Source organism: Parafrankia elaeagni (assembly GCF_000374165.1).
GTDB classification, from domain to species: domain Bacteria; phylum Actinomycetota; class Actinomycetes; order Frankiales; family Frankiaceae; genus Parafrankia; species Parafrankia elaeagni.
In genome coordinates this window covers 18,308-32,799 of the sequence record NZ_KB893672.1, presented here as the reverse complement: position 1 = coordinate 32,799, position 14,492 = coordinate 18,308, and the positions used below count along the sequence as shown (strand labels likewise).

Annotated in this window: 9 protein-coding genes; 8 read left to right on the top strand and 1 reads right to left on the bottom strand. The window is 73.2% G+C overall.

Annotated features, from left to right (window positions below):
• Positions 1-92: 92 nt before the first annotated feature.
• The gene (locus B207_RS0103715; protein ID WP_018635167.1) at positions 93-1,115 is read left to right on the top strand and encodes an ADP-ribosylglycohydrolase family protein; all 1,023 of its coding nucleotides are present in this window, start codon (positions 93-95) and stop codon (positions 1,113-1,115) included.
• The gene (locus tag B207_RS0103710; RefSeq protein ID WP_018635166.1) at positions 1,093-1,608 is read left to right on the top strand and encodes a hypothetical protein; all 516 of its coding nucleotides are present in this window, start codon (positions 1,093-1,095) and stop codon (positions 1,606-1,608) included. Before B207_RS0103715 ends, B207_RS0103710 begins: the two co-directional genes overlap by 23 nt.
• Before the next feature lie 82 nt (positions 1,609-1,690).
• Here B207_RS0103710 and B207_RS0103705 read toward each other — a convergent pair whose 3' ends face one another.
• On the bottom strand, positions 1,691-3,058 hold the full coding sequence (locus B207_RS0103705; protein ID WP_018635165.1) for an ABC transporter substrate-binding protein: 1,368 nt from the start codon (positions 3,056-3,058) through the stop codon (positions 1,691-1,693).
• Between the two features lie 606 nt (positions 3,059-3,664).
• Here B207_RS0103705 and B207_RS0103700 point away from each other — a divergent pair.
• From B207_RS0103700 to B207_RS0103670, 6 genes are all read left to right on the top strand, one after another.
• Positions 3,665-5,335 carry an ABC-F family ATP-binding cassette domain-containing protein gene (locus B207_RS0103700; protein ID WP_018635164.1) on the top strand — a complete coding sequence of 557 codons (1,671 nt, stop codon included), beginning with the start codon at positions 3,665-3,667 and terminating at the stop codon, positions 5,333-5,335.
• Positions 5,336-5,395: 60 nt separating this feature from the next.
• Positions 5,396-6,364 (top strand): pirin family protein, encoded by a 969-nt coding sequence (locus B207_RS0103695; protein ID WP_018635163.1) that lies wholly within the window; start codon positions 5,396-5,398, stop codon positions 6,362-6,364.
• Positions 6,365-6,513: 149 nt separating this feature from the next.
• The gene (locus tag B207_RS37485) at positions 6,514-6,660 is read left to right on the top strand and encodes a hypothetical protein (RefSeq protein ID WP_018635162.1); all 147 of its coding nucleotides are present in this window, start codon (positions 6,514-6,516) and stop codon (positions 6,658-6,660) included.
• 314 nt (positions 6,661-6,974) lie between these two features.
• On the top strand, positions 6,975-8,225 hold the full coding sequence (locus B207_RS0103680; RefSeq protein WP_018635160.1) for a hypothetical protein: 1,251 nt from the start codon (positions 6,975-6,977) through the stop codon (positions 8,223-8,225).
• A 137-nt stretch (positions 8,226-8,362) separates the two neighbouring features.
• Positions 8,363-9,055: a DUF4232 domain-containing protein gene (locus tag B207_RS0103675; protein ID WP_018635159.1), complete on the top strand. Its 693-nt coding sequence runs from the start codon at positions 8,363-8,365 to the stop codon at positions 9,053-9,055.
• Between the two features lie 241 nt (positions 9,056-9,296).
• On the top strand, positions 9,297-14,291 hold the full coding sequence (locus B207_RS0103670) for a diguanylate cyclase (RefSeq protein WP_018635158.1): 4,995 nt from the start codon (positions 9,297-9,299) through the stop codon (positions 14,289-14,291).
• Positions 14,292-14,492 lie beyond the last annotated feature (201 nt).

Sequence of the window (14,492 nt, the reverse complement as noted above, 5' to 3'; positions counted from 1 at the left end):
TTTCCTGGTAGGAAACTCACACTAGAGTTTCCTACCAGGAAAGTCAATCCGCGAGCATCCGACCCCGGCGAACGGCGAGACTCGGAGAAACCATGACAACCACTCCCCCGCCCCGGCCACCGGCCCCGGCCCGGATCCCGATCCAGCCGGCCGCGCTCCAGCGGGTGCGTGGCGCGCTGCTCGGGCTGGCCGCCGGCGACGCCCTCGGCGCCACGCTGGAGTTCATGGCGCCCGAGGAGATCCGGGCCCGCCACGGCGTCCACACGGAGATCACCGGCGGCGGCCCGTTCGGCTGGCGCCCCGGTCAGGGAACCGACGACACGGATCTGACCATCGCCGTCGCCCGCACCTACGCCGACGGCTACCGGCTCCCGACGCTCGCGGAGCACTTCCTGCGCTGGTACCGCGGCCGGCCCCGCGACATCGGCCGGATGACCGAGTCCTCCCTGAAACGCATCGCCCGGGGGGAGGAACCGCTCGCCGCCGGTGCCGCCGCCCTGGTCGCGGCCGGAGGTGGCGGCGCCGGCAACGGAAGCCTCATGCGCGCTCTTCCCACCGGCCTGGCCCGCGCCCACCCGCCCACCTGCGCCCGCGAGTCGGCCGAGATCAGCGCGGTCACCCATGCCGACCCGCGCTGCGTGCACGCCTGCGTCGCCTACACCGCGATCGTCTCGGCGCTGATCGACGGCGCGCCGGCCCGCGCCGCGCTCCGGGCCGGCTGCGACGCCGTCCCGCCCGTGCGGCACCGCGAGGTCGACGCCGCCCTCGCCACCCCCGCGGCGACCCGGCTCGACAGCCTTCCCACCAGCGGCTACGTCATCCACTCCCTGGCCACGGCGGTCTGGGCGCTCCAGCAGTCGGCGCCGCTGGGCGACCTCCTCGTCGCGGTGGTCAACCGCGGCGACGACGCCGACACCACCGGTGCGATCACCGGCGGCCTGCTCGGCGCCCGGGACGGCGCGGACGCCGTCCCGGACCGCTGGGTCCACACGCTGGAGTACGCCCCGGAGATGGACCGGCTCGCCCCGGTGCTGCTCGCCCTGCGCGACCACCCTCCGGCCATCCTCGATCAGGCAGATCAGGGGGAAGACGATGCGGATCCTGTTCAGCGGTGAGGTGTCGGTTCACTACAGCCAGCTGACTGTCGAGAGCCAACGCGACTCTCTGATCCCGGACCTGTCGACAGCCTTCCACGGCCATCAGAACGGCCTGTGCGGAAGCGCTGTCGCGGGTGCGCTTTTCCTGATAACAGGGCTGCATACAGGTCGGGTCGGATTCACCGTCGAGCTTCACGACGGACCACCGCCGATCGACGGCTCCTGGGAGGAGATCGTCGAGGTCTCCTACGAGCCGGCGTCAGCCGACGTACTGCTGCTGCAGTGGGCCGGCGAGGCCTGGTGGCCGCTGGATCTGGACCAGACCACCTACCGAGTCCGCTACAGCGGCGCGGGGATGGATGCGGCGAAGGCCGCTGACACGAGGCTCTCCGACACGCCCCAGCTTGACCGGTACCGCCTCCAGTTCTGGCCGGGTCCCGCCGCCCCGGACCGGGTGATCCGGCAGACCAGCGCCATCGCCGCCTACTGGCACGCCGCACGGCCCGGATGAGGGCCGGATGAGGGCCGAAACACGGCCCTCATCCGGTGGTTCAGCCCGGCTCCCCTCCACGATGACGCGAGCTGCTGGTGTCTCAGTCCTCGATCGGGGTCACGCCGACCGCCTCGTACGTGGTGGGCTCACCCTTGGCGTCCAGGGTGGTGAGGAGTCCGCCGCGGGAGCACTCGGCCGGAGTGGCCGGGTAGGCCTTGCCGTTGCAGCGGAAGCGCAGGCCGGTGGCGCCGGGCAGGTCCTTCTCCGGCATCCCCTTGATCGCGGCGGTGACGGTGGCCGGGGTGATCTCGCCGGTGAGGTCCTCCAGCGCGGTGTGGAATGCGGAGAAGGTGATGAACATGGCGGCGGCACCGGCCTCGGTGACGTCGATGTCCTTGTCGTAGGTGTCCACCACGGCGTTGAAGACGCGGATCGCCGGGTCGTCGGAGCCGATCGGGGCGGTCGCCGTGATGGTCATGCCCTCCAGGAAGTCACCGGGCACCGCCTCGCGGGTCGCATCGGTGATGCAGTGGGCGATGGCCGCCAGCGGGCCGTCGTAGCCGACCGAGCGCAGCCCGTTGAACGCGCTGATGCAGAAGGCGTCGCTGCCGACCACCTGGACGATGCCGGGGTCGCCGTCGACGAGGCGCTGCATCTGCGGGGTCATGTCGGCCGTGCCCGCCGGGATCTGGATGACGTCCAGCTCGATGCCCTCGCTCTGGAACATGGGCCGGGTGACCTGGTAGAGGCCGGTGGTGACGGGCAGGTCGATCGCGACGACCGTGACCTTCTCGGCGCCCTCGTCCTTGGCGACCTGGACCGGGAGCGTGACGAGCGGGAAGAACTGGTCGCTGAGGATGAAGGTCGACTCCGGGTCGCCCAGCGAGCCGGCTCCGTTGGCGGTGTAGAACATCACCGGCACGTGCGCGGCGTGCAGCGGCTCCCAGATCTGCTCGCCGGCCCCGGAGGAGCCGACGACGACGGCGACGACGTCCTCCTCGATCATCCGGTTGGCGCAGTCCGTCGCCTTGGCCGGGTCGGCCAGGGCCTCGCACTGGACGAGTTCGATGGGCCGGCCGGCGATGCCGGAACGGTGCTCGTTGAGGAAGCTGGCGGTCGCCTCGGCGACGTCGAACTCGTAGGAGAGGTCCGCGGCGGGACCCTGGCCGTCCGAGACGATTCCGATCCGGACCGGTTCACCCGATGTCGGGGTGGCCGGGCCCAGGGCCGCCTGGGCCTCGGTGGTACCGCCCGTGGCCGGGCCCTCCTCGTCGTCGTCGCTGCCGCAGCCGGCGAGGAAGATGCTCGCGGCCAGCGCACCGAGCGCCCCCAACGCCGCTAAGCGCGTGCCCGCCGTGTGCGCCGCGGGCCTCCTGCGCCCGGACCGGTGCCCGGAGCTGCCGAACACGATCCCCGGATCCTGCATGGTGATGTCCCCCATCTCGCGGTAGGTGCCGTGCCGCGTCATCGGTCGGGACGTCTGGTTCTCCGCGGGATCCGCCGTTCGCCCGCGGGGCCGCGCTCGTGCCCCCGCACGCCCGCACGGCCCGTCGCCCCAGCCAGCCGACCCGCTGAACCGGACCGCCGGTCCGATGCGCACGGCTACCGTACGGACCCACGGTCCGTTTCACAAGAGAAACTTAAGGAAAGCCGCAGGCTGGACGGCTGTGGCCAACCGGGGCCGCAACACGCCAGGTCACGCGCCGGCCGAAAACGAGTTTCGGGCCCCCCGGGACGGCGGCTATCGTGGACCGGCGGCCCGTGCGGGAGGCCGGCAACCTACCTCGAGGAGCCAGGGCGTGGAGGGCGACGACGACATCTCCGGGTGAACCCCGGAGAGCCGCCGGCCGGGCGGGCGCGTGCTGGCGCCGCCGTTCGTGCCGGTGTGCAGTCCTGCGTCCGTTGCCGATTCCGCCGGGCACCACCCCCACCGCTCGATGCCGCCACCGCTCGATACCGCCACCGCCTGACTGGCTGACTGTCCGTCTGACTGTCTGTCCGTCTGACTCGCGGTGAGCGCGTGGCTGTCGGGGGCCGCCGCCCGCGCACACGCGATCCGAGGTCCGCCGCCCGCATGTCCTCCCACAGTGCCGCCACCCGTCCGTCCGGACGCACACCCGACTCGTCCGTGGTCTGCTCGGGCCTGTCCTTCTCCTGGCCGGACGGCACACCCGTCCTCGACGGCCTCTCGTTGCGCGCCGGAGCCGGCCGTACCGGCCTCGTCGCTCCGAACGGGGCCGGCAAGACCACGCTGCTCCGGCTGATCGCCGGCGAGCTGCGCCCCGCCGCCGGCACCGTCACGGTCGCCGGCACCCTCGGCTTCCTCCCGCAGAACCTGCCCCTGGCGGACGCGGACGCGCTCACGGCCGCCGAGCTCCTCGGCATCGCCCCGGTGATCCGCGCGCTGCGGGCGCTGGAGGCCGGCGACGCCGGCGAGGAGCACTTCACCACGATCGGCAACGACTGGGACGCCGAGGAACGGACCCGCGCCGAACTCGACCGCCTCGGCCTCGGCGACGTGTCGCTCGACCGGCCGCTGGGCACCCTCAGCGGCGGCCAGATCATGTCCCTGGGCCTGGCGGCGCAGCTCCTGAAACGCCCGGACGTCCTGCTGCTGGACGAGCCGACGAACAACCTCGACCAGACGGCCCGCCGCCGGCTCCAGGCCGTCGCCGACTCCTGGGCTGGCTGCCTGCTCGTGGTCAGCCACGACCGCGCCCTGCTCGACCGGATGGACCGCATCGCCGAGCTCGACCGCGGCGAGATCCGCTGGTACGGCGGGAACTTCACCGCCTACGAGGAGGCGGTGCGCGCGGAGCGAGCCGTGGCGGAACGCGGCGTCCGCACCGCGGAACGGGACGTCCGCCGGGAGAGGCGCGAGCAGCAGCAGGCCCGCGAACGGGCGGCCCGGCGCGCCGGCACCGCCGCCCGCAACCTCGCCGACGCCGGGCTGCCGAAGATCGTGGCCGGGCGACTCAAGCGGTCCGCGCAGGAGTCGGCGGGCCGTGCCCAGGAGACGCACTCCGCGCGGGTCGGGCAGGCCCAGGCCAGGCTCGAGCGGGCCGAGGAGGCGCTGCGCGACGACCCGCTGCTCGTGCTCGATCTGCCGGCGACCCGCGTGCCCGCCGGGCGGACGGTGTTCACCGGGGAGCGGATCCAGGTCCGGTACCACGGACAGGACGTCTTCGCGGGTGACGGGATCGACCTGACCATCCGGGGCCCGGAGCGGATCGCGCTCACCGGCCCCAACGGAGCCGGCAAGTCCACCCTGTTGCGGCTGATGGACGGCGGGCTGGCGCCCTCCGGCGGGGAGATCCGGCGCGCCGACGGGCGGTGCGCCTACCTCTCCCAGCGCCTCGACCTGCTCGACCCCGACCGCACCGTGGCCGAGAACATGGCCGCCTTCGCCCCGCAGGCACCACTGGCACAGCGGAGGACCCTGCTGGCGCGCTACCGGTTCCGCGGGGCCGCCGCCGACCGACCGGTCGGCGCGCTCTCCGGCGGGGAACGGCTGCGGGCCACCCTGGCCTGCGTCCTGCACGCCGAGCCGGCGCCACACCTGCTCCTGCTGGACGAGCCGACCAACAACCTGGACCTGGTGGCCATCGGCCAGCTGGAGGGCGCCCTCGACGCCTACCAGGGCGCGTTCGTCGTCGTCAGCCACGACGAGCACTTCCTGCGACGGATCCGGGTGGAGCGCTGGCTGCACCTCGACGACGGCCGGCTCACCGAGCCCTCCGCGTAGACGGGGCCGAATCGGGAGACTTCGGCGCTAGGTTGGGAGAGTGGTCAGAGGGGTTGGGTTATGAGCAACGTGGAAGAGGCACCGACCGAGATCCGGTGCCAGGCCGAGAAGTCCGCCAGCCCCGGGGTGGAGATCATCACCCCGCACCGGGTGCCTCTCGGCGGCGGCCTGGAGGTACGGCGCACCCTCCCCCGGCACACCCGTTCCATGATCGGCGCGTGGTGCTTCGCCGACCACTACGGCCCGCACGACGTCTCCGCCGGTGGCGGTGGGATGAACGTCCCGCCGCACCCGCACACCGGGCTGCAGACGGTGAGCTGGCTGTTCGAGGGGGTGGTCGAGCACCGCGACAGCCTGGGCACGCACGCGCTGGTCCGGCCCGGCGAGCTGAACCTGATGACCGGCGGCCACGGCATCTGCCACTCCGAGGTGTCCGCGCCGGGCACGGCTGTCCTGCACGGGGTGCAGCTCTGGGTGGCGCTGCCCGACGCGCACCGCGACGCCCCGGCGAACTTCGAGCACCACACCCCGCCGGTCGTCGAGATCGACGGCGCGGCGGTCCGGGTGCTCCTCGGTGAGCTGGCCGGCGAGCGGTCTCCCGTCCCGACGTTCAGCCCGCTGCTCGGCGCGGAGCTCGTCCTGCCCCCGGGCGCGCGCCTGCGCCTGCCGGTCGATCCGGGCCACGAGCACGGCGTCCTCGTCGACAGCGGGACCCTCGAGCTCGCCGGGCATCCGGTCGCGCGCGGTGAGCTGGGGTTCGTCGCTGCCGGCCCCGCGGGCCTGGAGCTGGCGAACCCCACCGGCACGGACGTCCGCGTGGTGCTGCTCGGCGGTGCCCCCTTCACCGAGGACATCGTGATGTGGTGGAACTTCATCGGCCGCGGCCACGACGAGATCGCCGCGTTCCGCGAGGAGTGGCAGCGCCAGTCGGAACGGTTCGGCCGGGTGCAGGGGTACACCGGCGGCCCCGCCTGGCTGCCGGCGCCACCGCTGCCAGAGACGAGGATCAGGCCCCGCGCAAGGCCCTGACCGCGCCGGCGGAGCCCACTCCCGGTACCAGCGCCGGCCTCGTCCCACGACCATGGCCGAACGGATGCGCGGCCCATACCGGACGGGGAAGACTGAAGGCGGACACAGGTGGTGGGTGACACACGTCGCCCGCCAGGAGAGGAGGACCGGTGAAGCGGCGTCTCAGCTGCCCGTGCGGTGAGTTCATCGTGGGCGAGGACGAGGACGATCTCGTGGAGAAGACCCAGGCCCACCTGGCGGAGAAGCACCCGGGGCACGACTACACCCGGGACCAGATCCTGTTCCTCGCGTACTGAGGTTCCGGCGCCACGGCCGCCGAGGTCCACCCGCGGGTTGCCGGCGGACCTCGGCGGCCCGCCCGCAGCCCGGCCCGCCCGCAGCCGGGACCGCATCGCGGCTGGCGCCGTCGTCACCGGTTTCCGTCTCCCGGCAGTTCGCTGCCAACTGCGGTGATCCCCCGCACGGCTACGCGGCCGCGGTGTAGAAATGCGCGGTCCAGTCGGGATGGTCCCGATGTGTGGGTGCCGATGTGTGGGTGCCGCGGGAATGCCGGCGGACACGCAGCACCTGGATGCCGGAGAAGCGGGAATCGGGAATCGGGAATCGGGGCATGCCGGAGTCTTCCGCGCTTGACGTCCTTGTCGGACTCGCGCTCATCTTCGCCGCTTTCAGCCTTGCCGTTTCACGCATCAACGAGACGGTGCTGGCCCTGTTCCACTACCGGGGCAACCGCCTCGAAGCCGAGCTTCGCGTGCTGCTGGGCTCCCCCCGCCCGGGGCAGGCCACGGACCACCCGGACGTCACCGCCGAGCTTCTCGACGGCCCGCTGCGGGTCATGCGGACCACCGGCCGCCAGAGCACTCCGGCGCCCGTCGCCGGCGATCCGCCCATGGGCGGGGCGCTGGCCTCGATGCATCGCGCCCGCCGGCTACGACTGCCGTCCTACCTGCCGTCCACGACGTTCGCGCAGGCGCTGCTCGACCGGGTGGACCCACCCGCCCGGGTGATGCTGCACCAGCTGCGCCCGGACACGCTGCCCGACGACGTCCCGGCCGACCTCCGCGCGGCCTACCGGCACGCCTACGAGACGGCCCGGCGGGGCCTGGACGTACGTGCCGCCGAGGCGCTCTACGAGGCGATGCCGGCGGACCACCCGACAGGGCGGGTGGTGGCCGCCGCTCTCGTCTCCGCCGTCGGGTCCGGCCCGGTGACCACCCTGGAGGAGGGCCTGGCAGCATTGCCGCCCTCCCCCGCGCGGACCGCTCTCACCGCGGCGATAGTCCAGGCGGGCGGTGACCGCGAGAAGATCGTCGCCGAGCTGGCCCGCTGGTACGACGACGCGATGGACCGCCTCTCCGGCTGGTACAAGCGGCGGATCAGCGCCTTCCTGCTCGGCTACGCGATCGCGCTGTCGCTCGTGTTCAACCTGGACGCGGTCTCCATCACCCGGGCCCTGTGGCAGGACGGCACCGTGCGCGAGGCCGCGGTGGCCGCCGCCGTGGCCGAGGTGACCGAGAGAGCCGAGGTGACCGCCGCCGAAGCCGGTGAGCCCGGGCCCGCCGGTGGCTCCACGGAGGCGCCAGCCGGGAAGCAGGGCGTCGGCGCCGCGACCGAGCGGACCATCGAGGCGGTGCGGGACGCCTCCGGCCTTTCCATCCCGGTCGGCTGGGTCCAGGCGGATGACGGGCGCGACGACCCGCGGGAGGTTCCGACCTCCGCCGGCGGATGGCTGTTGAAGATCGCCGGTATCGCGATCGCCTGTTTCGCGCTGACGGCGGGCGCACCGTTCTGGTTCGACCTGCTGGGACGGCTGGTGAACATGCGTTCCACCGGCCCCCGGCCCCGCTCCGCGAACGCCTGATTCCGCTCATTGCCGCCGTGGCCAATACCCGTGTCAGATATCGGACCGGCGCTGGCGTTCTCTCCGAACACCGGGGGAAGGGATCCCGCGCGATAGTCAGAACCGGGACGAACCGACCGGCAGGCAAAGGAGACCCCATGCGCCCGGCAACCGACCAACCGCTGCGGCGACGGGCCCGCGCGGTACTGCCCCGTCGCCCGCGGCTGCTCCCGGCGCCGCTGCTGGTGCTCCTGCCACTGCTGGTGCTCCTGACCGCGTGCAACGACAGCTCGTCCACCCGGAACTCGACGACCCGCGGCAAGGCGACCGTCCGCGCCGACGGGCCGGATGCCGGGCCGGGTTCCGGGCCGGGTTCCGCGAACACCACCGGCAGCCGGCCGAGCAGCGGTGGGCCGTCCGGATCGCCGGCGCGGTGCGTGACGGCGGACCTGACCGCCTCCGTTCCGGACACGCCGGAGGCGGGCACGGCGCAACGGCACGCGCGGGTGATCTTCACGAACCGCTCGGCGCGGCAGTGCACCCTCTACGGCTTCCCCGGCGCACAGCTGCGGACGTCCGGCGGGGAGGTCTGGGATCTGGTGCGCTCCACACAGGTCGCCGCGACCCGGATCGTGCTGGCGCCCGGAGCGGCGGCGCACGCGACGCTGAGCTATCTGCCGTTGGATCCCGCGCAGCGCGACGCGGTCGTCTTCGCCCCGGCGACCCTGGTACTCATCCCACCCGACGAGCGGACGTCCCTGCAGGTGCCGTGGACCCGCGGGCCGCTGCTTCGCCAGGACGGCGCCACCCACCCGGGGACGTACATCTCGGCGCTGCAGCCCGGCGCCTGACGAGGCCGGCGCCTGACGCGCCCGCGGTCTGACCCGCCCGCGGTCTGACGAGCCCGGCGTCTCACGCTTCGAGCGAACGGCCCATCCCCACGTTCGCGCAGGTCGGGACGTATGCGCATGCTCCGGGCGGCGGGCGGGCGCGAGGTCTGATCATTACGGTGCCAACCCCGCCATCGGGGCAGACTGGCCGTGTGGGGCTGACAGAACTCCGCGCGGACGGCGTGGAACAGCAGGCCGACCGATGACTCCGGGCCGTGATCCGCCGGCAGCACCGGAGGCGGAGGCGGCAGCGCCGCTGCCGGATACGCCTCCGGAGGTGCTCGCCGAGACCGAGCTCACCCGGGTCACCCGGGTGCTGCGGCCAGGCGGGCCGGTGATCAGGAAGGAGGCGCTGGGCCGGGGCGCGGAGCTGCGGCTGCGGCACGAGCGGGAGATCCTGCGCCGCCTCGTCGGCGTCGAGGGGGCCGTCCAGCTCGCCGCCGGGGCGGAGGCGTTCCCGGCATCCATGCTGCTGGTCGACATCGGCGGCACGGCGCTCTCCCGGCGGGCCACTCCGCTCGCACCGGAGCTGCTCGTCACGATCGCCGAGGCGCTGGCCCGGGCGGTGGCGGGTGTGCACGACCGCGGCGTGGTCCACCGGGACATCTGCCCGTCCAACATCGTGGTGAGCACGGACGGCAGCCGCCTGTGCCTGATCGACTTCGCGCTCGCGACCACGCACTCGTCGGTCCGGCCCGAGTTCACCCACCACAACGCGATCGTCGGGACGGTGCCGTACCTGGCACCGGAGCAGACCGGCCGGACCAGCCGCCCGTCCGACCACCGGGCCGATCTGTACGCCGTCGGCGCGACCCTCTACGAGCTGGCGACGGGCGCGCCCCCGTTCGGCGCCCAGGAGCCGCTGCGCGTCATCCACGATCATCTGGCCCGGGTGCCGGTGCCGGTGGCGCGGCGTAATCCGGCGGTGCCGCCGGAGCTGTCGGCCATCATCGCGCACCTGCTGGAGAAGGAGCCCGACGATCGTTACCAGAGCGCCGGGGGCCTGCTGCACGACCTCGCGCTGCTGCGCAGCGGCACCCCGCCGGAGCAGCCCGGCAACGGCGACCTGCGGACCCGACCGCTGGTGTCCACCCTGCTCTTCGGCCGTGAGCCGGAGATCGACGCGCTGGGCACCGCGTTCACTGAGGCCACAACAGGGCACACACGCGGGGTGCTGGTCAGCGGTCCGCCAGGAGTCGGCAAGACGTCTCTGGTGGACGAGCTGCGGCTGATCACAGCGGGCCGCGACGGCTGGTTCGTGACCGGGAAGTTCGACCAGTACCGCCGGGACCAGGCGCATGACGGTTTACGCCAGGCACTGCGAGCTCTGGGCCGGCTGTTGCTCGCCGAGCCGGAGGACCGCCTCGGCGAGCTGCGTGACCGGCTGCGCCGAGTACTGGGTGCGAACGCCGGCCTCGCCGCCGCCGCCGTCCCCGAGCTGGCACTGGTACTCGACGTGCCACCGGAACCGGGTGATCTGATGTCGGGCCGGGCCCGGGCCACCCAGGCCGCGGTCGAGAGCCTGCGTGCGGTCGCCTCACCGAAGCGGCCCGTGGTCTGTTTCGTGGACGACATCCAGTGGGCCACCCGGGCTCCGTTGGAACCGCTCGACCAGATCTTCACCGGCGCGGCGGAGATCGACGGGCTGCTGCTGGTCAGTGCCTTCCGGGACGGCGTGCTCGACCCCGCAGCCCCCCTCGCCGAGGTGCTCGACCGCTGGCTGCGCGATCCGGCGGCGCCACGCCACCTGCGGCTGGAGAACCTCGCGCCTCCGGCGCAGGCGATGATGGTGGCGGACATCCTGCACCTTGCCCGCGGGCCGGCCGCGGACCTGGCGCGGACCATCGCACCGTTCACCCAGGGCAACCCGATGGACACCGTCGAGCTGCTCAACACGCTGCGGTACGAAGGGCTGCTGAGCCCGGCGCAGGACGGCTGGCGCTGGGACCGGCAGGTGGTGCGCCGCCGGCTCGACCGCGACGGGCTCCCCGCGATGCTGGCGGCTCCGGTCAGGGCGTTACCCGGCCCGGCCGCGGAGCTGCTGGCGGCACTCGCCTGCCTTGCCGGCCAGGTGGATCTCGACCTCCTGACCGCGGCGATGGCGCTGCCCGCGGACGAGGTCGAGCGGCGTCTGGCCCCGGCACTCGACGCGGGCCTGCTGGTCATCGCGTCCGCGTCCGGCGGCCGGCACGAGGTGCGCTTCGTGCACGACCGCACGCGGGAGAGCGTTCTCGCGGCCCTCACCGCGCGGCCGCGGCGGACCGCACGGCTGCGGCTGCGGCTGGCCCGCACCCTGGCCGACCACCCGGAGTACTGCTCCGCCGCGGCCGAGCAGTACCTGGCGGTCATCGACATCAGCACCTCGGGCGGTTCGCAGGCCGTCCCGGAGGACATTGCCAGCGTCGGCGCTCTGGCGGACGACGAGCGGCCGCGGGTGGCCGCGCTGCTGCGGCGGGCCGCCGACGAGGCCCGGGCCGTCGGCAGTCATGCGCAGGTCGAGCGCCTCCTGACCGCCGCGGCGGAGCTCGTCGATCCGGCGGACGTCGACGAGCTGCTCGCCGTGCACACGGAGCGGCACGCCGCCCTGCACAACCTGGGCCGGCTGGACGAGGCGGACGCCGCCTACCGGACCATCACCCGGTTGTGCGCCGACCCGGTGCGGCGGACCGCGGCCACCGGGGCGCAGATCAGCAGTCTCACCTTCCGCGGACGCGCCACCGAGGCGATCCAGCTGGGCATCGACCAGATCCAGCGGCTGGGCCTGCGTGTCCCCGAGCACGGGGACCTCGCCGCGGAGATCGACCGCGGGCTGGACCGCCTCGACCAGTGGATCAACGACACCAGCGACGCGGACGACGTGCGCCGGCCCGAGCTGACCGATCAGCGCCAGCTGAGCATCGCCACGATCATCTACCGGCTGATGCCCGCCATCTTCCTGCACGACCAGATGATGAGCGCCTGGCTCACGGTGATGACGCTGGAGATCTGGGCCTGGTCCGGCCCGTCCGAGGTCCTGCTCGGCCCGGCGAGCCACGCGGCGTTCGTGACGACCGCCCGCCGCGGCGACCGGCGGACCGGCCACCAGCTCGTGCGGCGGCTGCTCGCCGTCGGGCACGCCCGGGGCTACGAGCCGGCCGTGTGGCAGGCCCTGCTCGTCTACACGGTGAGCTCCGGCCACTGGTTCGAGCCGCTGGAGGAGAACCTGGCCGGCGCGCGGCGCGCGCTGGCCGGCCTGCTGGAGGTCGGTGACTACCAGTCGGCTTCCTGGGCCCATCACGTCGTGCTGTTCAACCTGCTCGACTCCGCGCCGTCGCTGGACATCGTCCTCGCCGAGGCCGAGGCAGCCGTGGAGCTGACCGTCCGCACCGGTAACCAGCATGCGGAGGAGCTGCTGCTCACCTACCACCACCTGCTGGGGGTGCTACGCGGCGAGGCGGAGGACACCGCTGCCGACGAGGCGGCCGATCTGTCGCTGCTGGCGGGCAACTCCAGCGCGCTGGCGCACTTCCACCTCACCAGGGCGTTCACCGCCGCCGTCTTCGACCGGCCGGACGACCTGAGCAGGCACCTCACCGCGCTGGAACCGCTGTGGCCCCCGATGGAGGCGACCTACCCGACACTGACGGCGGTCCTGCTGCGGATGCTGTCGTCCGCCTGGCGGATCCGTTCCGGGCAGACGGAGCCGTCCCGCGCCGAGCTGGCGGCGCTCGACGAGACGATCACGTGGCTGGCCGCGCGGACCGCGGACGCGCCGCAGAACGTCCTGCACCTGCTGAGCCTGGCGCAGGCGGAGCGGGCCTGGGCGGTCGGCGACTTCCAGCAGGCCGCCTACCTGTTCGACATCGCCCAACGGGAGGCCGTCTCGCGGGAGCGGCCGTGGCACCTGGCGCTGATCCTGGAGGAGGCGGCCCGCTTCTACCTGGCCCACGGGATGGAGGAGGCCGGCCGCCTGCTCCTCACCGCGAGCCGGCGGGTCTACGCGACCTGGGGTGCCACGGCGAAGGTCAACCTGCTCGACTGGGGCAGTCCCGTACTGCGGTCGACGCCCGGCGTCGAGGAGTCGTTCGTCCAGGGACTCACGGACCGGCCCACCCGCCGGTCGGTGCTCACCTCGGGCGCGATCGACCTGCGGGGAATCGTGGCCGCCTCCCGGGCCCTGAGCTCCGAGACGAGCGTGGTCGGGCTGCAGACCCGGGTGGTGGCGATCCTGTCGGAGATGACGGGGGCCACCGACGTCCACCTGCTGCTGCGCGACGAGGAGCACGAGACCTGGACGGTGTCGACCGGTGCCGGGGACGGCATCCCGCTGCGGGAGGCGGGCCACCGGCGCCTGCTGCCGCCGTCGGTCGTCTGGTACGCCGAACGCACCCGGGAGCCGGTCGTCGTCGCGAACGCCGCCGCCGACGAGCGGTTCCGCCGCGACCCGTGCTTCCACGGGCTGGACCGCTGCTCGCTGCTCGCCATCCCGATCACGACCCGCGGGCGGCTCCGGGCCATGCTCATGCTGGAGAACCGGATGATCCGCCACGCCTTCTCGGCCGACCGCCTCGAAGGGATCATGGCAGTGGCCGGGCAGCTGGCGGTCTCCCTCGACAACGCCCTGATGTACGCCTCGCTGGAACGCAAGGTCGCCGAGCGGACCCGCCAGCTCGCGGCGGCGAACCGGCAGCTGCGCCGGCTCTCCGTGACCGACCCGCTCACGGGGCTGGCGAACCGGCGGCGCCTGGACGAGATCCTCGAGGCCGAATGGCGCCAGGCGCGGCGGCAGCCGGCACCGATCGCTCTCATGATGATCGACATCGACCATTTCAAGCTTTACAACGACTATTTCGGGCACATCGAAGGTGACAGGTGCCTCCAGCGGGTCGCCGGAGCCCTCAGCCGGAACCTGGCCGACCGGATGGTCGCCGCGCGGTTCGGCGGCGAGGAGTTCACCGTGGTCCTGCCGGGCACCGACGCGGCGGCCGCCGCGCGGCTCGCCCGTCACCTGCGCGCGATCGTCGAGGAGCTGGGCGAGGCGCACCCGCGCGCAGCCAGCGGTGTCGTCACGGTGAGCATCGGTGTCACGGCGATCGTTCCCGGCCCCGACGACACCCTCGCCGACTTCATGACGTGCGCCGATGTCGCGCTCTACCGGGCGAAGCGCAGTGGACGCAACCGGGTGGAGGTGGTCCTCGAGCAGCACGCACCGGGGTGAGCCCCACACCCGCGAAACGTGGTCTCGAAACGTGGTCTACCGCCCGGATGTGGCACGCCGGTGAGTCCGGCCCCGGCCCCCGCGTAGGCTCCAGAAGCCAGACACCTGGAGTGATCGAAGCCTCACCATCGGCGAACTGCCCCGCAGTCGCCGAGCGGCACACGGAGGAGGGCAACGATGACCGTTCCCGAACGTCCGGAC